This window comes from Streptomyces sp. NPDC000075 (genome assembly GCF_040301925.1).
Lineage (GTDB): Bacteria > Actinomycetota > Actinomycetes > Streptomycetales > Streptomycetaceae > Streptomyces > Streptomyces polychromogenes.
This window is the reverse complement of record NZ_JBEPFL010000025.1, coordinates 25,082-46,941: the sequence shown is the minus strand read 5'-3', so window position 1 is coordinate 46,941 and position 21,860 is coordinate 25,082. Positions and strand designations below refer to the sequence as shown.

Here is a 21,860-nt window from a genome sequence, read left to right as displayed (position 1 = left end):
GACAGGTTCGCGCGCTCTACGACCCGACGGTGGGGTCCAAGACCGGAGCCGTGCTCGGTTCCGCGGCGGGCGATGACCGGCTTCACGCCGAGGTCCCAGACGAGCCGACGGTACTTGTCGTGATCGTGACCGCGGTCTCCGAGTACGCCGTCCGGACGCCGTCGCCGGCGCGGGCGGCCACGCTTGCCGCGCACAGATGGCACGGCTTGAAGCTGTGGGAGGAGCGGGTTGACGTTGTCGTTGCGGTTACCGCCGATCAGGGTGGCGGCGAGAGGGGATGCCGGTGGCTGGCCCGTTCGCAGCATGTGGGCGCGGGTGCGGTGGGCCGCGGCGATGCCCGGTGCACGCATACCTGGTCGAAGGGGCGGTCCTGCCGTATACGTAGGAGGTGGAAGGCACCCCTCGGTGACGTAGGGCCAGGATGGTGGGTGAGCCCGGCGAGAAGGCGTGGCTGGCACAACTCGCCGAACTCCGGTCCTGCCAGTGGGCCACAAGGCACCTGATACCCCGGCAGCACATGGCCAGCCCCCGACGCAAGGGCACGATCAACTGCTTCGGCAATGACCGGACCGGGCAGCCGAGCGGGCGGCACAGAGGGCCGAGATCAACGAAGACCGGGACCGCCGGCAATCGTGTGCCTGTCAAGGAGCGGGCCGGGGTGTGGTGCGGCTCAGGTGGTTTCCGTCGTCCGTCAGCCGGTCGGCCTGGGTGGCCAGCATGCGGCGGACCACGGGCTCGGGCATGCGGATCACCACCGGCTGGGCCAGGGTCATCTCGCGTACCGCCGTGACCGGGTAGGCCTGGGCGGCCCGGGAGGTCACCTGGGCCACCACCCTGACGTCCACCGTGAACTGGACCAGGACCGAATTCATCTTCGGCTTGTGCACCGGCATCGAGCCGGAGGCATTGGCCGTGGCATCGGTCGTACCGCCCGAGCCGCCGGCATTGGCCAGGAGCTGGTTGAGGCGGAAGTCATCGGCGTTGAGCACCCCCGCGCCGAACACCGGACGGGCGGACCTGCTGTGGTCTGCGGAGCTCTGGCCGTCCGTCTGCGTGGGGCGGGGCGCTTCCGGATGGCTCTGGCCGATCGTCTCGAAGGTCATCTTGTCGCCGAGACCCAGCACCCGGCCGCCGCGCAGTCGGGCGTGCAGGGAGGCCCGCAGGTCATGGCCCTCCACTCCGGGGGCGTGCACGGGCGGGAGGTCGGCCCCCGACGAGGTGAGCAGCGGCAGTGCGGCGATCAGCCACTCGGTGGACACCGCTTCGTTCAGGGCGTATGCCGCGGCCTGCCCCATGTCGCCGAACCGGTGGCCGCCGCCCGCCTGCCGGACTGCGGCGTTCACCAACTCCCGTATTTGCGGCGCACCTTGGAACCCGTTGACCTGCGCTTCCAGGGGCAGTGACACGCCCGCGCCCCGCCAGGCGCCCAGCGCGACCCCTCCGCCGTCGCGACTGCCCCGCGCGGCGAGCCGCACATCGGCGGCCGGGAGCCGCACGCGGGACAGCGCGTCCAGGTCCCCGCGCATCACGCGGTGGGTCATCGTCTGGTTCGTCAGCCGGACGAGCTCCAACCGGGTGTTGCCCCTGTACAGTTCGAGGCTGGCCCGGATCGGGAGGTCCATGCGCGCCGACCGCGCGGAGCTGTCCGCGACGGACTTCATGCCGAGCTGGGCGCGGCTCACCGCACCGCTGCGGCGCGAGTTGCCGGAGGCGTAGCCGAGTCCTGCGGCGCCGCCCGCGCTCTTCAGCCGGCCGGAGCCGCCCTCGGGTTTGCCCGACCCGGCGAGGACGCCATCGACTCCGGTCAGGGTGCTCTCGTCGTGGGAGTTCGCCTGCTGTACGACAGCCGAGGTGATGTACTCCATGTCCCGGCCGTCGTTCGCGTCGCCCGTGAACCGGCCGTCGCCCACCCGGTCCACCTTGAACACCGCCCAGTACGGGGTCTTGCGGCCGTCGAACAGCTCGACGGTGACGCCGCCGTCCATGGCGCTGGACAGCAGCCCGGCGGAGCCGTCGCGGTCCAGGACGCGCAGCAGCCGCTGCACGTTGTCGTTGCGGTCGCCCAGCTGCCGCCGGGGCAGCAGTTCGTCGGCGAGGCCCCGGTGCCGGCCCTGGGCGAGGCGGGTGCGCAGCTGCCCGAGCAGCGGGACGAAGTCGGGCAGCCGCTCGATCATGCCGAAGCCGATGGCCCGGTCGCGGCCGAGGCTCGGGGCGGGAGCGGCGGCCGGCGCGGCCGGCGCGGTCGGGGCGGTGGACGGACCGGCGGTGGCCCGCTCGGCGGCCGTCCGTGAGCTCTCCGCCCGGTGGTCGCCCTGCGGGCCGGTGGTGGCGGCCGCCGGGGTCTGCGCAGGGGCCGTGGCTGCGGCGTCCAGCCCCAGTTCGCGACGTATTCGCGCCGGCAGCTGAGCCTGCGTGAGCCACACGCCCGCCGCCGCCGGCAGGGTCCGGACGCCCTTCGCCACGTAGGGGCCGCCGCCGGTGACCTTGACCTCCGCGATCATGTTGACCAGCACGTCGCACTGGACGAGGTACAGCGGGGCCTTCTTGGGAGTGTGGGCGTTGCGTTCGACCGTGCCCGACACGCTGAGGGCTTCGGCGGTGCCCTCGGTCGATGTGTGGAACGTCGTCATGCCCTGTGCGGCGCGCCAGGCGGAGCCCTGTTCGGCCCCGCTGATGCCGAACTGGACCGTGCTGGACGTGCCCTGCCCGGTCTGTCCGGCGGACTGGTGCCCGCCGAGTACGAACGTCTCGGTACCGGGACCCTCGCCCGTGTGCAGGTACCTCGGGTTGGCCAGGGACAGCCGGGTGCCGACGGCGCCCTGCAGGCCGGTGAGGCGCCGCGGGTAGCGGAGGTTCTTCACAACCCAGCCGGAGGACGCTGCCTGCCGCAGGGCGCCCTGGAGCGTCCGCTCGCCGAAGCGTTCGTCGATCGCCTGCCGCGGGGCGAGCCCCTCCGTCGCCAGTGCCGGGTCCTCCCGCAGGCCCTTGTTGCGGGCGGCGGCCCGGGCCAGGAGCTGGAGGGCGAGGGCCCGGATCGGCTCCCCGTCGAGGGTCTCCACCAGCTGCCAGTCCCGCAGCAGCCGTCCCGTGGACGGCTGGGGGGTGAGCGTGGCGAGGTCGCCGATGCCCTCGGCGCTGAAGTCGTGGTCGGGGCCGGGGGGCTGCCGGCGGCGGGCGCCGGCCAGCGCGTCGATCCGGTCCTTGGCCGCCTGGTCCACCGTGAACGCGCTCGGGGTGAGCAGCCGTACGTCCTGGTGGCCGAGGTTCATGTACGCCAGCGTCTCGGATTCCGGCGCCGTCCGGCCGGGCGCGCCCACGGTGAGGCTGCGGGCGAGTTTGCGGGGCCTGGAAGTCATGGTGACCTCCACGTCGAGCTTCAGGGCCGCCGTGAAGGCGCTCGCCGTGTCGGAGCCGTTGGCCACGATGTCCGAGCGGCCGGTGGGGCCCGCCTGGTTGCGGCGGGTGCCACTGCTGTGCCGCTCGTAGCGGGCCGCGCCGGTCAGGACGCCGGGGACCAGCCGGGCCTGGCCGAGCACCAGCCCGCCGATCGAGCGCGAACTGCCGCGTCCGCTCTGCGAGTTCGCCGTAACCCCGGCGTGGCTGCGTACCGACCAGTCCTTGATGTCGCCCTGGTAGGCGGTGTCGCTGAGCGCGCCTTTGACGAGGAGCTGTACGTCGTGGGAGTGCAGGCTGGTCTTCCGGCGCAGCCGCACCCGGAGACCGGTGGACACCAACTGGTCTTTGTTGACGCGGAGGTTGGTCTCGGAGAGGGCGTTCATCAGCTCGCGGTGGTTGCGCCGCTGAGCCTCTGCCTCCTCGCTGGTGGTGTCGGCGGCGGGCGGGGTGGCGCCGAATGCGGGGAGGTACCCGGCCAACCGGGGGTCGGTGGCGAACAGCTGCCGTACCGCGCGCAGCATGGGTGCGGTGTCGAGCCGGCTGAGGGCGACGCTGGATCCCCGGCCGTCGAAGGGCAGGTGGCGTTCGACGTCGACCTCGTCGCCGTTCTCGTCGGTCCTGGTCGGCTTCTTGATGAAGGGGCCCGCCTGCATTCCTTGGGGCAGTGGAAGTCCGAAGGCCTGGGCCTCGTCGGCGCGCAGGCTGATCCACACGTTCATGGAGTGCGTGGCCACCCGGGTTCCCGGGCGCAGGACCATCTCCGGCGAACGGGTGCCCGTGCCCCGCGCGGTGAGCGTCACCGTGCCGAAGTAGAGCGCCTTCTCGCCGCGGACCTCGGCGCCCTGGCGGCTGGAGACGCTCTGTTCGGTCACCGTGAAGCGGGCCTTGCGGACGGCCGCCACCGGCATGACGGTGCCGCGGACGACGGCGGCGTTGCCCGCCGCCCCCACGCCGATCGCCGGTCCCGCTCCTGCCTGGACGGCCCTGCCCTTGGCGGCGCTTTCGGTGACCGAGGTCTGGGACTGCTGGTGGGTGCGCAGCTGGGTCTTGCCGGTGCTCCAGGCCGGGGAGAGGCGGGTGATCGCGGCCTGCAGGTGGTAACTGCTTACCGTGGTGCCGTCCTTGGCGAGGAGGTCTTCGCCGACCGTACCGTCGCGCAGCAGCCGGGGCAGGTCCTCCAGGACGGTCGCCGTGGAGGTGGCCCCCTGAAGCCGGGCCCGTCCGGGCGCGCCGGGCGCGGTGACGTCGGGGTGCAGGACGGAGGCGACGGCGTCGAAGAGGCCGCCACCGCCCTGGTGCGGGGCGCCCCGTTCGGTCACGGCGAGTGGGGCCAGGGAGTCCGCGAGGGAGACGTCGCGGGCGGTGGCCGGGGCCAGCACCTGGGACAGGGCGGGCCGGTCGGTGCCGACCGGGACGAGGTGCTCGGTGGGTACCCGCTGGGTGAGCGTGCCGGGGCCTCGGAGAGTCCGCTCGCCGCCGGCTCCGTGCTTCTTGATCCGTACCTCGTAGCGCACCTTGCGCGGTACCTCGACCGTGCCCTTGTCGCTGCGCAGGACGCGCGGTTCGGCCACGCTGCGCTGGCTGCGGGTCTCGCGGGAGGACTGCCAGGGCTGGAGGCTCGCGGTGCCGGCGGCGCCGACCCAAACCGCCGGCGCGACGGGCGCGAGCCCGAAGAGCAGGCCTCCGACGCCCTTGCCCGACGATCCGCCGGCCGTACCGCTCGCGGTGGCGGCGGTGTTGTGGTGGACGTCGAGTTTGGTGTCCTTGCCCTCGGGGTCCTCCAGTGCGGCCTGCGGCAGTCCGGCGGCGGTGACCGGCGGGGCGCCGGCCGGGAGGTCGGGCACGAAGACCGGCGGCATGTCGTCGGTCGCCCGGCCGATGCGGACGGTGACGTCGTACCACTCCTTGTCCGTGCCGCCCCGCACGGTGAAGGCGCGGCCGGCCCCGAAGAAGGTCTCGGGCCGCCCGGCAAGTTCGCCGCCGATGTCGGCGACGGCGCCGTCGGCGCGCCCGACCACCGCGGCGATCGCGCGCGGCACGAAGGCGTCCCCGGTCAGCGCGTACGAGGAGGACAGCCCGCCGGCCTCCAGCTGCATCAGGTAGGACGGCAGCTCCAGCCCCGCTTCGGTGCGCTCCTCGATCTGGGCCAGGGAGCCGCCGGGCAGCTGCCGGGCGGTGGCTCGGGCCCGGCCCAGTGCTCGCGCCGTGGCCGCGTTCCCCGCGGTCTGCTGGAAGCCGAGCAGGGCGTGGTGAGGGGCGCCGAGGGCAGGGGCGGGTGGCTGCCTGGTGGGGCGGGGCACCTGGGGGGCCTGCTGAGAGTCGCCGGTCCGGCCGCTGCCCGGCTGTCGCTGAGTCCGCACGGCATCACGGTATCCATGGGCGGGGAGAATGCTACCGATTCCCCAACTTAGTTGTATTTATTGGTAGTTGCTTACCCATCGGGTCGGCTCCGGTACACCGCCCGGTCATCTACGAGACCCATCCGCTCTTTGACGGGCCGAAGAACTCGATCTCGGCGATGGAGACCTGCTTGTCGGCGGCCGCGCCGTAGGCCGAGCGCAGGACGAAGCGCACGGCGGTGACCTCGCCGAGCCGGAAGGCACGGCGCTGGCCCCCGGCGCCCTGGTCGAGGGTGAGGATGCGGGTCGCCGTCTTGCCGTCGGCCGTGGTGATCACGGCCTCGACACGGTGTGGGAGAGCCGACTGCGCGAGCTTGTCGGCGCGGCTGGAGACGCCGGGGGTGATGATGACGTCCAGCAGCCGGGTGGGCTTCTCGAAGCGGGCTTCGACCCACTCCCCCGTGCCGGCCTGGCTGATCCCTGGACCCCACCAGGTGTTGTTCAGCTTGTCGAAGAGGAGCCGGGGCTCGTGCCCCTCGTAGGACCGTGAGGCCGCGACGGTGTCCGGGGCGACCGGGGTGCGCTTGGCGAAGTGGTCGCGCACGGCGCTGACGGCGGTGTCGGCGTAGACGACGGCGGTGATGAGCAGGGCCAGTACGCAGGCCCACAGCACCCAGGTCACCAGGTATCCGAAGCCGCGCCGCAGTCGCGGCCGGTCACCGGCCCACGGCGCCTCCCGGTTGCGGAAGTCCAGTACGCGGCGCCACCAGGGGCGGCGGCGGCCGGGTGCGGCGGGGCCGTCGGCCAGTGGCATGGCGCACAGGACGCAGAAGTGCCGGTCCGGCCGGTTGGACGTGGCGCACCAGGGGCAGGGCGTGCCGCCCTCGGTGCCCGGCTCCCGTCCGGGGGTGCGGACCTGCGGGCGGTCCGCGACGGGGCGGCCCGGCAGTACGGGTGCCACGGAGGGCGTCTCCGCCGCCTGCCGGGGGCCGGGATCGGCGACCGGCACGAGGAGGGATCTCGCCCGTGCGGTGGCGTCTTCCGGGGCGGGGACGGCTGCCGCGGTGAGCGTGGACGGGGGGCCGGCGGGGGCGTCGGCGGCGCTGGGACCGGGCTCGGCAGGGTCCGGACCCGCCGATTGCGGACCGGTCGGGTCCGGACCGGTCGGGTCCGGACCTGTCGCGTCCGGACCGGTCCGTCCCGACTCACGGCCGCCGCCCTGCGGGGCGGAACCGGCTCCGGAACCGGCTGCGGGCACGGCCGAGTTCGCGCCGCCGGAGTCGCGCTGGGCCCCGGAGCCCGGGCCGGGAAGCGCGCGAGCGCCGTCCCCTTCCCGGGAGGTGCCATGCGGACCCGGCCGGGCACCGCCCGGGCCGACGGGGCCCGCTCCACCGTCAGCGCCGCCGCCTGCGGGCGTGGTGCCCGGCGGGGTCTCGCCCGGCCGGGGGCCGGGCTGCCCGGCTGCGCTCCCGGCGGAGTCCGCACCGGTCGAGACGGCGCCCGGCCGGGAAGCGGGCTGCGAGGCGGCGGCCGCCCCGGCTCCCGCCCTGGACGAGGCCGCGCCCGCCCGGGAATCGCCGGTACGGGAAGCAGGCTGCGGCCCTGCGGCGGACGCCGGGCGCGCCGGGGTGGCGGCGGCCCGGGGGGCGGGCGTCCCCGGCGGCGACGCCGCGTCCGCGGCGCGCGTACCGGGCCGGCCGTCCTGCCCGGGGGCGGCCGCGCGGTCGGCCCAGCCGAGCACCGCACCGCAGAATTCGCAGAAGGACTGGCCGGGTTCCGCGCGGGTGCCGCACTCGGCGCAGCACTCGCCGCCGTCGCTGCGGGTACCGGTGGCGCGGGTCTGGCTGGTCATCTCTCGGGCTTCCCTTCCATGGCGGTCACCTGGACCGTGTACGGCATGTGCGCGGGCCGGGCCGCCGCCACGAGGCTGTCGAGCCGGTGTTCGTCCGCGGCGGTCGGAGCGGGCAGCCGCAGCGTGACGTGCAGCCGCGGGCGGCGTTCGCCGGGGACCGGGCCCAGCGGCCGGGCGCTCCATTCGGCGCCTCCGCTCTCGCTGATCTCCGGCTCCACGCCGAAGGCGAGCCGGACCGCCTCCGCGAGGCCGCTGCGGGTGCCTCGTACCCGGTGCAGGTGCGCGGCGGCGGAGACGGCGGCTCGCAGCCGGTCCTCGGCTTCGGTGCCCTCGGTCTCGGCTCCGACCCAGCCGCCGAGCCAGCGGGTGAAGTCGACCGGGGCCAGGGCCGGGGTGAAGTAGGAGTCCAGGCAGTCCAGGACGTTCAGGATCGGCGCGAGGACCTCGTCCAGTCCGGCGACGAAGTGCTGGGCCAGTTCGTCCTCGGCGAAGACGGCGGGCAGCATCGCGCCGAGGGGCGCGGACGACCTCAGCCCGTCGACGGAGCCTCTCCCGCTCATGCATCGTCCCCGATCACGCGGACCCGGTGGTCGAAGGAGAACACCAGCGCCGGTGCTTCGAGGTCGATGCGTTCGGTGGCCTCGCCGCGTTTGCTGGTGAGCGGGTCCGCCGGGTGCAGCAGGACCTCGTCGACCAGCTCCACGCCGGGCACCCGCTGGAGCACCGCGAAGATCTCGCCCGCCTGGACCCGGCGGCCGAACGGCCACCCCGTGCCGTCGGCGCCGCCGGTCAGCGGGTCGAGGTGGCGGTAGAGGGCGTCGTGGGCCTGGCGGCGTACCCGGTCGGCGTCCACGCCGCGGAAGGCGTGCAGGGTGGCGACCACGGTCACACCCTGGTAAAAGGGCGGGCCCACCGCCAGGCGCGTTCCGATCAGCCTGCGTTCGTCGAGGTGGCGGGTGATCCGCCGCAACAGGGCGTCGCCGGGGACCAGTTGCTCGAACCGCAGGCGTCCGCCCGGATCGGGGACCGCTTGCGGGACCACCAACACCCGTACGGCGTACGCTCCGTGCTCGCTCTCCTCGCCCTCCAGGCAGGCGATCCGGGCCGCCTCGGGGGCGGCCCGGCGCGCGAGTTCCTCGTAGTCGCGCAGGGTCACCGCACGCTCCTGGGCCCGCAGGGTGATCGGCGCCCGCACCTTCGCCTCGTCCACCGTCTCGCCGTCGACCCCGCCGCGCGCCGCCTCCCGGTTGACGACCTCGGAGACGTACGGGACGGATTCGCGCAGCACGCGTATCGCGCCGCGGGCGACGTTCCCGACCCGGCCGCCGCCGATGCGGTAGCGGCTCGCTCGGATGAACGCGCCCTGCGGGGGTACCGCCCCGTACTGGCGCAGGGTCCCGTCCGGCTCCCGCACCGCCGGGCCGAAGGAGATCTCCCCGGTGGCGGCGTCGAGCACGACGTGCCGTTCGTGGGGGCCGGAGGCGGCGAAGTGGGGTACGACGGCCCAGTCCCGCCAGCCGTCCTCCTCGGCGGTCTGCAGCAGCACCGCCGGGTCGTCACCCACCACGGGCGCGTGGGCCAGGCGCAGCCGCTGGCCCGGCAGGCCGGTGGACTCGCCGAGGACCTCGTCGTACACGGTCTCGGCGTGCACGACGCCCGTGGTGCCGCCGATGGTGAAGGCCTCGGCGGACCGCACCGTCGGCGAGGTGGTGTAGAAGGGCTGGCCGGGCAGCGGGTCCGCGACCCGGCAGCGCAGCCAGCCGGCCTGCCTGCCGCCCGTGCGGGAGAGCACGTGCCCGCCGGGTACGTGCAGTACGGCCTCGCCGGGCCGGTTGAGTCCGCCCGTGCCGTCCTGGTCGACCTCGCACGCGGCCCAGCCGTCCTCGGTCCACGCCTCCCACACCAGGGGCGGCTGACGTGGGTCCACACCGACGCCGTCGACCCGGCTGTCCAGGCCCAGCACCACCGCGCAGTGCGGGACGGCGGCGCTCAGCCCGAGCAGCATGCAGTCGCCGGGCCGCGGGGCCTCGGTGAAGCACATCACATCCTTGCCCTCGGCGAGGTCGGCGGTCACCTCGGCGACGGGTCCGCCATGGCGCTGCACCATGAGGTGCAGCAATCGACTCGGTACGACGGCCAGTTCGCGCTCGGTGGCGAAGACGACCGCTTCCTCGCCCTCCGTGCGGGAGGTGGCGACCTCGGTGCCCACGGGCAGCAGCACCGGCTCCTCCTGCGGAGCGGAGAGCCAGAACGTGACGTCGGTACGGGCCGCCGACGGCGGGAACAGCGTGATACCGACGAGGTCGAGGAAGGCCAGGTGGTTCTTCTCCGGCACCCGGTTCAGCCGGTAGACGATCTGGTCGGCCATGTGCGCGACCGTCTCCACGAGAGTGACGCCGGGGTCGGAGACGTTGTGGTCGGTCCACTCGGGGGCGCGCTGCTGGATGTAGCGCTTGGCGTCGTCGACGAACTGCTGGAAGCGACGGTCGTCGAGGTGGGGTGAGGGCAGGGCCATCAGCGTGTACTTTCCGGGGTGGTGTCCGAGTCGCCCTCGCCGGGCTCGTCGTGGGACGGGATGACGTAGAAGGGGAAGACGAGGCTGCGCGGGTTGTTGGTGCCGCGGATCGCGTAGCGGACGTCGATGAAGAGCACGCCCTGTTCCGTGCCCGCGGTCACCTCGACCTCGGTCACCTCGATCCGGGGCTCCCAGCGGTCGAGGCTGACGTGCACCTCGTGCTGAATGCGGCCCGCGGTGGCCTCGTTGACCGGCGCGAACACCAGGTCGTGGATGGCGCAGCCGAACTCGGGCCGCATCGGCCGCTCTCCCGGCGCCGTGGCCAGCACCAGCCGGATGGCCTCCTCTATCTCCCGCTCCCCACTGACCAGCGCGATGCCTCCGGTCGGCCCGATGCGCAGGGGGAACGCCCAGCCGGACCCGACGAACTGTTCGGCCATCAGCAGACCACCCGCCCTCTCCTCGTCCTACTTCCGGTGAACCTCGATGACTGACCGGCCATCACGGGATGGGGTAGGGCTTGCTGTTGACCAGCACCGCGCCCTGGAGCATGAGCGAGGCGGCCCGGATGCCCACGTTCGCGGCGGCGCTGACCTGGATGGTCCCGGCCGCGTTGATCGTCGCCGCGCCCGCCGCGGAGAGACTGAGGGCGCCCAGCGCGTTGACGTTGACCGCGCCGCCGAGCGACCTGAGGTTGACCGGTCCGCTGCCCTGTATGTTGAGCGGCCCTCCGCTCTTGATGGTCAGCATCCGGCGTGCGCTCAGCGTCAGGTCCGTCCCCGCCTCCACCGACACCGACGTGCCGCCCGAGATGGTGACGGACCCCTTGCTGTCCACCGTGATCTCGGTCCTGGTGCGGTCGAGGTTGATGGTGAGCCGGTCGTTGCCGGAGGCGATGCGCACGCCCTGTTTGCGGGCGCCCGTGGTCTGGCTGAGCAGGTCCACCCGGTTGCCGTCCCGGTCGGACAGGGTGTGCCGGATCGCCTTCTTCCGCAGCCCGTCGTGCAGCGGCACGTCCTTGACCGGCGTCGGCAGGTCACGGCCGTTGTAGAGGCCGCCGATCACGAACGGATGGTCCAGGGCCCCGCGGTCGAAGGCCACCAGCACCTCGTCGTCGACGTCCAGCGGGAAGATCCCGCCGCCGGCCTTCCCGCCCAGCTGGACCGTACGGGTCCAGTCGCTGACGTAGATGTCGTCCAGCCACGGGAACCGCAGCTTCACCCGGCCCTGTTTCAGCGGGTCCTGCACGTCGGTGACCAGGGCGTTGGCCACGCTCGGCAGTCTGGGCGCGACCGCGGACCCGCCGCCGGAGGCGAGGCCGTACAGGGAGCGCCACTGCCGGCCGCTGACGGTGATCCAGGTCTGGTAGTGGCTGTCGTCGCCGAAGACGTGCCGTACGGAAGTGACCGTGTACTTGCCCTCGAACGGCGTGCCCACGTCCCGGAGCGTGACCGGCACCCCGGGGCGCAGTTTCGGATTGCCGCGCACCGTGACCTCCAGTTCGGCGAAGGAGGAGGTGATGTCGTCGGCGAGCGAGTCGGCGGCGAACCTGACCTCGGACTGGCGGTCGTACGGGGTCCCGGTCTCCACCAGCTTCCCGGCCTTGAACGCCGAGGCCGCCTGCCCGGGGGTGGTGCCGATGGAGACGGCCCGGGTGGTGGTCGCCGGCGCCGTCGCGGTGAGCGTCCGCTTCGCGGTGACGTCCCAGCCGCGCGACTCGGCCCTGCCGATCTGGTCGGCGGAGGTGACCGCGGCCCGGCAACGCAGCACGTCCTGGCCGGCGTGCAGCACGAACGGGCTCTTGTCGCCGTCGGTGCTCACCGGCGGCGCGCCGGCCGCCGGGACCGGCCGGACGAACTGGAACATGCCGTTGGCGTCCAGTGACATCACCATCCCGTTCTCGTCGGCGAGCCGGGAGAGGAAGTCCCAGTCGGTGACGTTCGACTGGGAGATGAACTCGTAGACGGTCTTGGTGGCCTGGACCTTGCCGAGGGGGACGCCGCTCTGCCGGGCCAGCCTGCGGGCGATGTCGGCGGCGGTCTGGTTGCGGTACGCGGCGACCCTGCGCTGCCGCATCAGCCGGTGCCCCAGGTCGTATCCGCGGATCACGGTGAAGGTGCCGGTGCCGTCGTAGTCGGTTTCCATACCGGTCACCTCGCCGGTCAGCAGGGGCGACGCCGCGCCCTGGCCGGCCGCGACGGGCGCGATCACCACCTTGGTGCCGAACCGGACCTTCAGCTCGCCGAGCAGCAGCCCGTGCGGGTCGCGGAAGGTGAGCCGGAACGCGCCGGGCACCCCGGCGCCCAGATCGACCCAGGCGGCGACGAGGTCGTCGGCGATGTGATCCGGGAGCTTTCCGCCGCCGATCGAGACGTGCACGACGTTGGAGAAGGACGCCTGGGTCATCAGCGGCCACCCACTTCCTCGGCCGCCGGAAGCACCACGTGCGTGCCGGTGGGCAGCCGGGACGGGTCGTCGATGCCGTTGGCCTCGGCGATCGCCCGCCACACGGTCGCGTCGCCGTACTCCCGCCAGGCCAGCGACTGGAGGGTGTCGCCCGCGACGACCTGGTGCACGCGCTGCGCGGTGAGCGCGCCGGAGGTCGGGTTCTGTCCCTTGGTCTTGCCGGGGATCTCGTGCAGCCGCACCTGGCAGGTGGCCCGGATGGGCACGCCCGTCGTGCTGAACAGCGAGTACGCCGCCTCCACGGAGGAGACGTACGCAGTGAAGCGCGCGGTCGAGAAGGATCCCCACTGGAAGACGACCCAGGGAGTGGACGGCTGCTTGGCCGCGATGGACTTGGAGGTCACCTCGCAGCAGGAGAAGAGGGATTCCACCTTCTTCATCACCGAGTTGGCGCCCGGCTCCGCGGAGGAGTCCAGGAAGATCTCGACGGTCATCTCACGGGGCTCGGGCCCCATGAACTCGGGAACGGCACCGTCGCGCACCGCGGCCGTCGGAGTGGCCTTCCACTGCGCGCGCCGGCTGAGCGCGAGCTGGGACGGATTGAACTCGAAGGTGAAGTTCCCGATCAGCGCGCCGGGTGTGGTGCTCTGGCCGACCGGCGGCTCGTGAATGGCCAACGAGGCGCGCACCAGACTCTTGCCGGCACCGCCGCCCTTGCCGCCGGAGCCACCGCCCGCTTTTCCGCTCTTGCCTGCCATGTGACGTCCGTCCCCTCAGTCCGTGAACCCGTGGTGCGTGATCTCCAGTACCTCCGTCGCCACGGCCGGGTTGGCCGGGTCGAGGGAGGGGCCCTGCCAGCTGACGGGCAGCACGTCGATCAGCCCCCAGCGGGCCACTTCGGAGCCGTTCGCGCGCAGCGCCGCGATCTGAGCCGTAGGCCGGGTGACGCCCGTGGTCACGGAGGAGATCCAGGCCGCGACCTTGGCGGTGTCGGGGGTCAGGGGCCGGGTCAGGCGGATGGTGGAGAAGGTCACACGCGACGGGAGCTGCCACACGAATCCGTTGTTGCCGCCCTCGTGGCGCTGCTCGATCTCCACCGTGGAGGAGAGCCCCTCGCACCCGTTGAAGGTGCCGAGGCTCTCGCCGTCGATGGTGAGGGTGAAGAAGATCGTGGAGCCCGGGTCGGTATCGCGGGGCATCGGGTGGGCCTTTCTGGTGCATACGTGCGGTGCACGGGTGGGGTCAGTTGCGCGGGTCGCGGAGCTTCCCGACGCGCTCCCGGTCGAGCCGGAGTTCGGTACGGAGCTGCCGGGTGATCCGTCCGATGAGGCGGTGCGCCAGTTCGTCCAGCTGGAACTCGGTCAGGGAACGGGGGTTGAAGGTGCCGTCCGCCGGGGCCGGCGGGCGGGGACGGTTGTGGGCCGGGTGCGCCGTGTTTTCCGTATGTGCCGTGCGTGGCGTGGGTTCGGCGCGCTGGATGATGCGGGGCGCCGGCGCCGGTGCCGGTGTGGGTGCGGGTGCGGGTGCGGGAAGGACGGGGGGCAGGTGCGGGATCGCCGGAACACGCTGCACCGCGAGGGCGGTCGCCGCCGTCATCGCCGTCGGGCGGGCGATGGGCAGCGGGGAGCGCTGTACTGAGCCGGGGACCGGCCCGCCGACCTCCCTGTCCGTCGCGGCGCGCGGCGGCGCGGGAGGACCCCCGGCAAGCGTGACCGGGGTGCCGGATACCGCCTGGGGCCGGACGATGCCAGGCGGCGGCGCCGGGGTGACGCCGCTGCCGGACGACCGCTTCGACGGGATCGATCGCTTCGGGTCGGTGAGGCGCTGGACGGCGAGCCGCCGCGCGGGCGGCAGGGAGCCTCCCCCGGGGTTCCCCGCCGGGCGCCCACCGCCGACCGGCCGGAGTTCCGGCCGAGTCGGCCGGGCTCCCGGTATCGCGGGAGGAGGGGTCGCTGCGCGAGGTACCGTCGGGGTGCCCCCGGCCGTCATGCGCTGAACGGCGGGAGTGGCGGCGGTCGCCGTCCCACCGCCTGGCACCGGAGCGGCCCCTGCCGCCCGCCCACGGCGCAGCGGTACGGCCGCCCGCGCCTGCACGGGACGCGGGGAGACGGGCGGCGTCACGGATGATACGGCCGAGGTCAGCGCGCGGGCGGGAGCGAGCGCCCGCCGGGCGGGCTCGGGTGCGGTGTCTCCGACCGTGCGCGCACCCGTGCTCCTCACCTCGCCGTCAGCGGGGGCCTGCCGGACCGTGGGAGGTACGGTGGCGCGCTGGACGGCCTGACCCGCCGGCGTTTGCCGCGGCCCCGGGGCCTGCGGGAGAGCCGGTGTGCGGGGTCCGGCCCCGCTCCCGACCGGGTTCTGTGAGGTCGCCTTCGATGAGCTCACGGCTCGTTGGACGGCGGCGGCTCCGCCCGTGAGCGGTCTGACGTCGGCGGGCGGCACCGTCAGGGGCTCGCCCAGCAGCGGCCGCGCCGCGTCGGCCGTACGCCGTTGCACGGGGGCCACCGGACGGGCCGCCGGCGTGTTCCGGGGTACGGATGCACCGGCCGACAGGGCGGGCCCCAGGGACACGGCAGGGGGCGCAGCCGGGGCCTGAGCCGGACCGGTGGATATCGGCGCGCCGAGTCCCGCCTTGCGCCGCCCGTCGGCAGTGCTCCGCTGAGCCGGGTCCACCGGACCGGCCGAGGGCGTGGTTCGCGGCGGGGATGCCTCACGATGGGGCTCCCGGCCCGGCCGAAGGGTCGGCTTGGACATCGGTCCCCCGGGAGCCGAAGCAGTGACCGGGCCGGTGGACAGCGGCAGCCCCGGAACGGACCGTCCCGCACCGTGGGCGGTGCTCCGCTGGATGGGAGCCACCGGACCGAAAGCCGGCCGCCCCGGTGTCGACCCCGCCGGGGCCGTGCCCGGGCCGGTGGGCAGCGGCAAGCCCGGAGCGGGCGCCTGCACCCCGTCGGCGGCGCTGCGCTGAACCGGGGCCGCACCGGCCGACGGCGCAGTCCCGGACCGGGACCCGTCACCCGAGGTCCCCCGGCCCAAACCCGAAGTCGGCTGCCTGCGCGTGGATGCCGTCGGGCCCGGAGCCGGGCCGGTGGACGGCGACAGGCTCGGAGCGGGCGCCTGCGCCCCGTCGGCGGCGCTGCGCTGAACCGGGGCCGCACCAGCCGACGGCGCAGTCCCGGAACGGGACCCGTCACCGGAGGTCTCCCGGCCCGGACCCGAAGTCGGCTGCCTGCGCGTGGATGCCGTCGGTCCCGGAGCCGGGCCGGTGGACAGCGGCAGGCTCGGGGCAGGACGTCCAGGCGCGTCGGCAGTGCTCCGCTGCACCGGAGAGGCCGTACCGGCGGACGGCGCGGTCCGTGGTGGGAACGCGTCGACGGCACGCACCGGGCGAAGCCCACCGGACGGCTTTGTGCGCGGTCCGGAGGCCGGCCCGGGTGTCGGGGCTGCGGACTCGGCCGGTCCCGCTCGCCGCGCGCCGTCGACGGCACTGCGCTGAACGGGGGTGGACGGGCCTGCCGACGACGGGATCGTGGACACGGGTACGTGACCCGCCGGGGCGCCATCCGGAACCGGTCGCCGCACGGCGTCGGCACCACGCGCCTGAACCGGGCGCGGGTCACCGGCCGATGAGGTGTTCGGGAGCGGGGACGCACCTGCGGCCGGAGGCGCAACCGGATCAGACCGCCGCACTCCCGTCGTCGTACTCCGTTGAACCGGCGCTACTTCAGCTGCTGTTGAGGCCGCTCGCGGCACGGGTCCGTCGACACCCCGCCGCTGGACCGGAGCCGGCCGGCCGGCCGAGGACGCGATGGGGAGTGCGGGCCCGTCGACGTCCGCCGGACGCGCCGGAGCCGGGCGCGGCCCGTCGGCCGGCCTCCGGCCCGGAACGGGGACAGCGGCCCCGGGTGCCGACGGGGTGTGGCGTGCGCTGTCGAGAGTGCTCCGCTGGACGGGCGGAGCCTGACCGTCCGATGCCGCCGTCGGGGATGGGGGCACGGCGGTCTGATTCCGAGCCGGGGTGGGAGCCGCGGCGGGAATGGGAGCAGGGGTGGGGCGCAGGCTGCCGGAGGGCTCCGGGGCAGGGGCCGGCGCCGGGCCAGGAGCCGCCACCGAAGCAGGGGCCGGCGCCGAGGCAGGGGCCGGCGCGCGGGCCGGGCCCGGGGCCGGCGCCGGAGCAGCGGCCGGCACGGGGGCCGGCCCCGGGGCGCGCGAAGGCTCCGGCCCCGGAGACCGGGTGGGGGAACCCAGGTCTCCGGAGGCCGCGGGCGTCGCCCGCCGCGCCACCGGCAGCGACCGCCGCTGCACCGCGGGGGTACGGCGCGACGTGGTCAGCGGTGTCGCGCGGGCGGGCGACGGCGTCCTGACGGGGGTCACCGCGACGCCGGCCGGAGGGGAGGCCGCGGGCGGAAGCACCGCCCGCCGCACCGGCGGGGTGTCGGCGTCGAGGGCCCCGTCGCCCAGGGCCGTGTGCGAGGCCACGGGCAGCGTGAACGCCGGCAGCTCAAGCCCCGCTCCAGGCGTCGCCGACTCCGTGAGCACGCCCTTCAGCAGGCCGCCCGGCGCGCCGCCGGACACGGCGTGGGACATGGTCCCGCGGAAGGACGGGTCCTGCCAGGTACTCAGGCGGCCGCCGAAACCCGCGTCCGCGACCGGCCCGCCCGCGCCGGCGGTCACCCGCTGAATCGGCGGCAGCGCGGACCAACCAGGGCCCCGGACCGGCCCATGGCCCGGCTCGGCACCCGGTACGGAGCCCGGCTCGGGGGCAGCGGGCCGCTGCCCCCGGCCGCTCGTCAGGCCGCCCATCAGCCGACCGAGGAGTCCCATGCCGTCACCCCTCCACGGAGGCGCGGGTGACGAACCCGGCGATCTGCTCGGTGAACCCGCGCCGGTCGCGGTGTTCGAGGTCCAGGATGTCCTCCAGAGTCCAGTGGAAGTGGTAGGCGATGTACGCGATCTCCTCGTGCAGGCGGTCGGTCGCGTACGTCACGATTCCCCCAGGCGGCTCCCGCCGAGTTCGACCTCGAACGGCTCCTCGCAATGCGGGCAGGTCACACCCGCCCGGGTGTGGCCCTCGGCGTTGACCTGCCGGTAGAAGTCCTGGAGGAAGGCGAGGTCCGAGGCGAACATGTTCTCCACCACCCCGTCGTGCACCAGCGGCAGCGTGCCCAGGCGGGTGATCACCCGGCCGAGGAGCACCACCGACAGATAGGCCGGGTTCTCCTGGACCCGCATGTCCCGCAGCGGGATCAGCTCGTCGCGGGCGGTCGCGAGCCGCATGGTCCCGTCCCGGTGCACGGTTCCGGCTTCGTCGACGTAGCCGCGCGGCAGTTCGAAGGAGAACTCCGTGACCAGCGGCCGGGCCGCCGGGGCCGAGGCCGGGGCACCGGTCTGCGCCGGGGCCGGAGCCTCCGGTGCGTCGGCGCCCGTGACCGCCGCGCCCGCCCTGGGAGCCGTACGCCGCATTATTCGATGACCAGTTCTTCGAACGTGATGGTCACGGTCTCGGTGAGCGCGGCCGCCTCACCGGCCTTCACCGTGCTGGTGTCGATCTTGCTGCACCATGCGTTGCGCATGTTGTACCGCTTGACCGGGTTGTCCTGGTAGTCCATCACCATGATGGTGGCGTTCTTGCGGGCCGAGCCCATGTTCCCGGCGACCGACTCGCTGATCCACTGGTTGAAGGAGGCGGAGTGTGTCATACCGCGGACGACGGTGCACGTGCCGGCCTTCTTCACGCCCGGCAGCTTCTTCGTCACCGCCTTGCCCTGCGAGGAGACCTGCTGGTACTCGATGACGTCCTGTTCGAGGCTGAGGCCGCTGACCTCGGCGAGGTACTCGACCATCACGCCGTCGATCTGGAGGCCGAAATTATGTGAGGTGAGGGCGTCACCGGGCTGGAGACTCATCTGTGCTGCGTCCTTCCAAGAGGTACGTGAGGTCGTGGCCGCTCACTGAGGAGCGGGAAGCGAAAAAAAGGGGGGCTACTCCTCCAGCTCCCCGCTGCCGCTGGAGAACTGGGCCAGCCGGAAGATCACGAACTCGGCCGGCTTGACCGGCGCGATGCCGATCTCGCAGATGACCCGGCCGAGGTCGACCGACTCCGGCGGATTGGTCTCCTCGTCGCACTTGACGTAGTACGCCTCTTCGGGCCGGGAGCCGAACAGGGCGCCGTTGCGCCACTCGTTGACGAGGAAGGCGGAGACGTTGCGCCGGATGCGGGCCCACAGGTGGTGGTCGTTCGGCTCGAACACCACCCACTGGGTGCCGATCAGGATCGACTCCTCCAGGTAGTTGAAGTAGCGGCGCACGTTCAGGTAGCGCCAGGCCGGGTCGGAGGACAGGGTGCGGGCGCCCCAGACGCGGATGCCGCGGCCCGGGAAGGCGCGGATGCAGTTGACGCCGATCGGGTTGAGCAGGTCCTGCTCACCGCGGGTGATCTGGATCTCCAGGTCCACGGCGCCGCGCACGACCTCGTTCGCGGGGGCCTTGTGCACGCCGCGCTCGGAGTCGTTGCGGGCCCAGATGCCGGCGATGTGACCGCTCGGCGGGATCATCCGGGACTGGCCGGTGGCCGGGTCGAACGACTTGATCCAGGGGTAGTACAGGGCCGCGTACTTGGAGTCGTAGCCCGCGGTGTCCTGCCGCCAGACGCGGATCTGACGGGCATTCATGCCGGGCGGCGGGTCGATCACGGCGACGCGGTCACCCATCAGCTCGCAGTGCGCGATCAGCCCGAGCTGCACCGCCTTGACCGCCTCCAGATCGATCGCACCGCGCTGGTAGGCGGCCATCAGGTCGGGAACCGCGACCATCGAGATCTCGTCGACCGCCTCCAGCCCGCCGAAGCCGGTGCGGTCGGCGGAGTCTCCGAGGTATTCGGCGGGGCCGGGGTGGGATGCGTCCGCCCCGGACGGCGTGGACGGCATGGCCGCCCCCGCCGACGCGGAGGCCTGAGCGCGGGAGGACGGGGTCGCCAGGGCCACCGTCTGGTTGCCGGGGCGCGCCAGCTGTCCGGCGGGAGCGGCCTCCTGCACGGTGATGAGCTTGGAGTGCTCCTTGACCTGCGTGACGACGTAGTTGCGGCCGCCCTTCTTGGCGGTCACGTCGAACGTCTCGGCGACCTGGTCGCCGTCCTTCACGATCAGTTTGAAGCGCTCGGCCGGGCCGTCGCCCTCCGGGTCGGCGACCTCGACGCTCAGCGCGCCGGCGGCCGCGGCGGCCACCGTGAACGTGCCGAGCTGCTTCGGCTCGCCGGGCGGCAGCGCGGCGGGGGCGGGCGCGCCGTTCACAGCCGCGGGGGACGGGGCCGCCTCGGCGGCGGCGCCGCCGTGGGTGCCGCCGACCCGGACGACATAGGCGGCCGTACCGCCGTTGTTGAAGAAGCCGTAGACGCTGTGCGCCAGGTAGTAGCCGTCGGTGAAGGCACCGAAAGACGCCACGAACTGGGTCCAGTTGGTGACCAGCGTCGGTTCGTTCAACGGACCGGACGGCGCGAGACCCACGAAGGCCGCCACCGAGGTCCCCACCCCTTCGATGGGGCGGGAGCCGCTGGCCACCTCCTCGACATATACGCCGGGCGACAGGTAGGACGGCATGCTGTGCTCTCCTCGGGGGTACGAGACCGGATGTCCTCAACCCTCGTCGGGGAGCCGGTCCACGGAAACGTCCTCCGGTACCTGTTCGAGGGCAGCACGGTTGCCCGCAGGGGCAGCCCGTGGGACCCGGACGCCGCCGGGGCGCGGCGCGGTTCGCCCCGGCCTTGCGCGCCCTGCCCGCGGTGCGGGCGCGAGGGTGCCCGTTCGGGCAGCGAAGGCTGCCCTGCGGCCTCTGACCGTCCCCCGGGGCCGGTCGTAGCGTCGGGGCGTGAGCCTATGGACCTCTTTCGAGCCCGCGTCCGCGACCGTGGATCCCGGTGGCAGCGCCACCGTTCGCCTGCGTCTGCGCAACACCGGTGACGTCGTCGACGAGTACCGCTTCGAGCCGGTCGGCGCCGTCGCGCCGTGGACCACGGTGGAACCCGCCACACTCCGGCTCTATCCGGGGACGACGGGGACGGTGGAACTGACGTTCGCGCCGCCGCGGACACCCGACGCGACGGCCGGCCCGAACCCGTTCGCCGTGTGCATCACGCCGACCGAGCATCCCGAGGCGGTCACCGTCCCCGAGGGCAACCTCACCGTCACCCCGTTCAGCGAGGTGCGTGCCGAACTGGTGCCGCCCACGGTCAAGGGCCGTTTCCGAGGCCGCCCCAGGCTCGCCATCGACAACCTCGGCAACACCACGCTCACCGCGTCCATCAGCGGCAGCGACAACGGCGACGAGCTGTCGTACGAGATCCGCCCCGGCAACGTCCAGATCGAGCCGGGCCGGGCCGCCTTCGTGAAGGCCACCCTCAAACCGCGCGAGATCATCTGGTTCGGGTCGAAGCAGCAGCGGCCGTACACCCTCTCCGTACACCGCTCGGGGACGGCCCCGCTGGCCGTGGACGGCAGGTACGTCCAGCGCGGGTTCCTGCCCGGCTGGCTCGCCACGTTCTTCGGCGTTCTGCTGGCCCTCACCGTGACGTTCGTACTGCTGTGGATCGCGTACAAACCCGATGTCCGAAGCGCCGCCGTGGAGCAGCTCCAGGAAGCCGGCGCGAGCGCGATCCCGCCGCCGGGCAAGGACGGGGCCCCACCCCTCGCTCCGCCCTCCTCTCCCCCGCCCGCCGAACCGGCACCGTCCAAGGCCCCGGACCCGCAGGCGGGCGGCGGAGGCGGCGGGAGCGGGGGCGGGGGCGGCGGCGGGGCCCCGAAACCTCCGACGGGCGAGAAGAAGCCCGAGCCGCACACCGTGAGCAACGTCCTGCTGCGGCTCAGGCCCGTCAAGCTGTGCGCCGACCTCCCGGGCAACGGCGTTGCCGAGCGCGGCGCCGCGGGCAGTACGGCCACCTGCAACCCCGGCACGGAGGACAACCAGCTCTGGAACCTGGACCTGGTGAGCAAGGACAAGGGGCCCTACGGCGCCGCGCTCTTCCAGATCCGCAACGTCAAGAACGGGAACTGCCTGGATCTGCCGGGCGGATTCGGCGAGAAGCCCACCGGCACCGAGGTGGCCTCGTTCGGCTGCAACGGCAACCTCACCGGCAACCAGCTGTGGTGGCTCGAGAAGCAGGACGGCGAAACCTATTGGATCCGCAACCACACCAGCAACGGCCGGTGCCTGGACTGGACCGGCCCCAGCACGAGCAGGGAGAGCGCCAGGCTCAGGCTCAGGATCAACGACTGCCGCAAGGGCGAGGACCTCTGGCAGATCGTCAACCCCACGAGGCCGGACTGGCAGATCGTCCACCCGCTGGGCTGAGCGGCCGGGC

The 21,860-nt window shown here is 73.6% G+C and carries 15 protein-coding genes and 1 pseudogene; 2 read left to right on the top strand and 14 right to left on the bottom strand.

The window, feature by feature from the left end; translation table 11 throughout:
• Positions 1–8 precede the first annotated feature (8 nt).
• From ABT403_RS26050 to ABT403_RS26005, 10 genes and pseudogenes are all read right to left on the bottom strand, one after another.
• Positions 9–275, bottom strand: a pseudogene (locus tag ABT403_RS26050) (IS5/IS1182 family transposase); the annotation flags it as partial.
• Between the two features lie 366 nt (positions 276–641).
• Entirely contained in the window at positions 642–5,756 is a 5,115-nt protein-coding gene (locus ABT403_RS26045; protein ID WP_344161805.1) for a hypothetical protein, read from the bottom strand.
• A gap of 109 nt (positions 5,757–5,865) precedes the next feature.
• Complete coding sequence (locus ABT403_RS26040) at positions 5,866–7,587, bottom strand: NADase-type glycan-binding domain-containing protein (protein ID WP_344161808.1); 1,722 nt, start codon at positions 7,585–7,587, stop codon at positions 5,866–5,868.
• Positions 7,584–8,147, bottom strand: coding sequence for a phage tail protein (locus ABT403_RS26035; RefSeq protein WP_344161810.1), 564 nt, complete (start codon positions 8,145–8,147; stop codon positions 7,584–7,586). The genes ABT403_RS26040 and ABT403_RS26035 overlap by 4 nt, the downstream gene beginning before the upstream one ends.
• Positions 8,144–10,102: a putative baseplate assembly protein gene (locus tag ABT403_RS26030; RefSeq protein WP_344161813.1), complete on the bottom strand. Its 1,959-nt coding sequence runs from the start codon at positions 10,100–10,102 to the stop codon at positions 8,144–8,146. Before ABT403_RS26030 ends, ABT403_RS26035 begins: the two co-directional genes overlap by 4 nt.
• Positions 10,102–10,542, bottom strand: coding sequence for a GPW/gp25 family protein (locus ABT403_RS26025; RefSeq protein WP_344161816.1), 441 nt, complete (start codon positions 10,540–10,542; stop codon positions 10,102–10,104). Before ABT403_RS26025 ends, ABT403_RS26030 begins: the two co-directional genes overlap by 1 nt.
• Positions 10,543–10,603: 61 nt before the next feature.
• On the bottom strand, positions 10,604–12,508 hold the full coding sequence (locus ABT403_RS26020; protein WP_344161819.1) for a VgrG-related protein: 1,905 nt from the start codon (positions 12,506–12,508) through the stop codon (positions 10,604–10,606).
• Complete coding sequence (locus tag ABT403_RS26015) at positions 12,508–13,266, bottom strand: CIS tube protein (RefSeq protein WP_344161822.1); 759 nt, start codon at positions 13,264–13,266, stop codon at positions 12,508–12,510. Before ABT403_RS26015 ends, ABT403_RS26020 begins: the two co-directional genes overlap by 1 nt.
• A gap of 15 nt (positions 13,267–13,281) precedes the next feature.
• Positions 13,282–13,707: a phage tail protein gene (locus ABT403_RS26010; protein WP_344161825.1), complete on the bottom strand. Its 426-nt coding sequence runs from the start codon at positions 13,705–13,707 to the stop codon at positions 13,282–13,284.
• Positions 13,708–13,750: 43 nt separating this feature from the next.
• The gene (locus tag ABT403_RS26005; protein ID WP_344161828.1) at positions 13,751–14,104 is read right to left on the bottom strand and encodes a hypothetical protein; all 354 of its coding nucleotides are present in this window, start codon (positions 14,102–14,104) and stop codon (positions 13,751–13,753) included.
• Between the two features lie 1,249 nt (positions 14,105–15,353).
• Between ABT403_RS26005 and ABT403_RS26000 the strand changes: the two genes are divergently transcribed.
• Positions 15,354–15,476 (top strand): hypothetical protein, encoded by a 123-nt coding sequence (locus ABT403_RS26000; RefSeq protein ID WP_344161831.1) that lies wholly within the window; start codon positions 15,354–15,356, stop codon positions 15,474–15,476.
• Between the two features lie 1,860 nt (positions 15,477–17,336).
• Here the strand turns inward: ABT403_RS26000 and ABT403_RS25995 are convergent.
• The 4 genes from ABT403_RS25995 to ABT403_RS25980 form a co-directional block, all read right to left on the bottom strand.
• Positions 17,337–17,495, bottom strand: a complete 159-nt coding sequence (locus ABT403_RS25995; RefSeq protein WP_344161834.1) for a DUF6760 family protein — start codon at positions 17,493–17,495, stop codon at positions 17,337–17,339.
• Positions 17,492–17,971, bottom strand: coding sequence for a hypothetical protein (locus tag ABT403_RS25990; protein WP_344161837.1), 480 nt, complete (start codon positions 17,969–17,971; stop codon positions 17,492–17,494). The genes ABT403_RS25995 and ABT403_RS25990 overlap by 4 nt, the downstream gene beginning before the upstream one ends.
• On the bottom strand, positions 17,971–18,414 hold the full coding sequence (locus ABT403_RS25985) for a phage tail protein (RefSeq protein WP_344161840.1): 444 nt from the start codon (positions 18,412–18,414) through the stop codon (positions 17,971–17,973). The genes ABT403_RS25990 and ABT403_RS25985 overlap by 1 nt, the downstream gene beginning before the upstream one ends.
• Positions 18,415–18,489: 75 nt before the next feature.
• Complete coding sequence (locus ABT403_RS25980) at positions 18,490–20,103, bottom strand: phage tail sheath subtilisin-like domain-containing protein (RefSeq protein ID WP_344161843.1); 1,614 nt, start codon at positions 20,101–20,103, stop codon at positions 18,490–18,492.
• A gap of 268 nt (positions 20,104–20,371) precedes the next feature.
• Here ABT403_RS25980 and ABT403_RS25975 point away from each other — a divergent pair, with 268 nt between their 5' ends.
• Positions 20,372–21,850: an RICIN domain-containing protein gene (locus ABT403_RS25975; RefSeq protein WP_344161846.1), complete on the top strand. Its 1,479-nt coding sequence runs from the start codon at positions 20,372–20,374 to the stop codon at positions 21,848–21,850.
• Positions 21,851–21,860 lie beyond the last annotated feature (10 nt).

Bases quoted from the DNA above. Each gene is read 5' to 3' on its own strand.
- ABT403_RS26020 (WP_344161819.1), bottom strand. From the start codon at position 12,508: ATGACCCAGGCGTCCTTCTCCAACGTCGTGCACGTCTCGATCGGCGGC.
- ABT403_RS26040 (WP_344161808.1), bottom strand. From the start codon at position 7,587: ATGACCAGCCAGACCCGCGCCACCGGTACCCGCAGCGACGGCGGCGAG.
- ABT403_RS26005 (WP_344161828.1), bottom strand. From the start codon at position 14,104: ATGACGGCGGCGACCGCCCTCGCGGTGCAGCGTGTTCCGGCGATCCCG.
- ABT403_RS26030 (WP_344161813.1), bottom strand. From the start codon at position 10,102: ATGGCCCTGCCCTCACCCCACCTCGACGACCGTCGCTTCCAGCAGTTC.
- ABT403_RS25990 (WP_344161837.1), bottom strand. From the start codon at position 17,971: ATGCGGCGTACGGCTCCCAGGGCGGGCGCGGCGGTCACGGGCGCCGAC.
- ABT403_RS26000 (WP_344161831.1), top strand. From the start codon at position 15,354: ATGGGAGCCACCGGACCGAAAGCCGGCCGCCCCGGTGTCGACCCCGCC.
- ABT403_RS25985 (WP_344161840.1), bottom strand. From the start codon at position 18,414: ATGAGTCTCCAGCCCGGTGACGCCCTCACCTCACATAATTTCGGCCTC.
- ABT403_RS26035 (WP_344161810.1), bottom strand. From the start codon at position 8,147: ATGAGCGGGAGAGGCTCCGTCGACGGGCTGAGGTCGTCCGCGCCCCTC.
- ABT403_RS25980 (WP_344161843.1), bottom strand. From the start codon at position 20,103: ATGCCGTCCTACCTGTCGCCCGGCGTATATGTCGAGGAGGTGGCCAGC.
- ABT403_RS26010 (WP_344161825.1), bottom strand. From the start codon at position 13,707: ATGCCCCGCGATACCGACCCGGGCTCCACGATCTTCTTCACCCTCACC.
- ABT403_RS26015 (WP_344161822.1), bottom strand. From the start codon at position 13,266: ATGGCAGGCAAGAGCGGAAAAGCGGGCGGTGGCTCCGGCGGCAAGGGC.
- ABT403_RS26025 (WP_344161816.1), bottom strand. From the start codon at position 10,542: ATGGCCGAACAGTTCGTCGGGTCCGGCTGGGCGTTCCCCCTGCGCATC.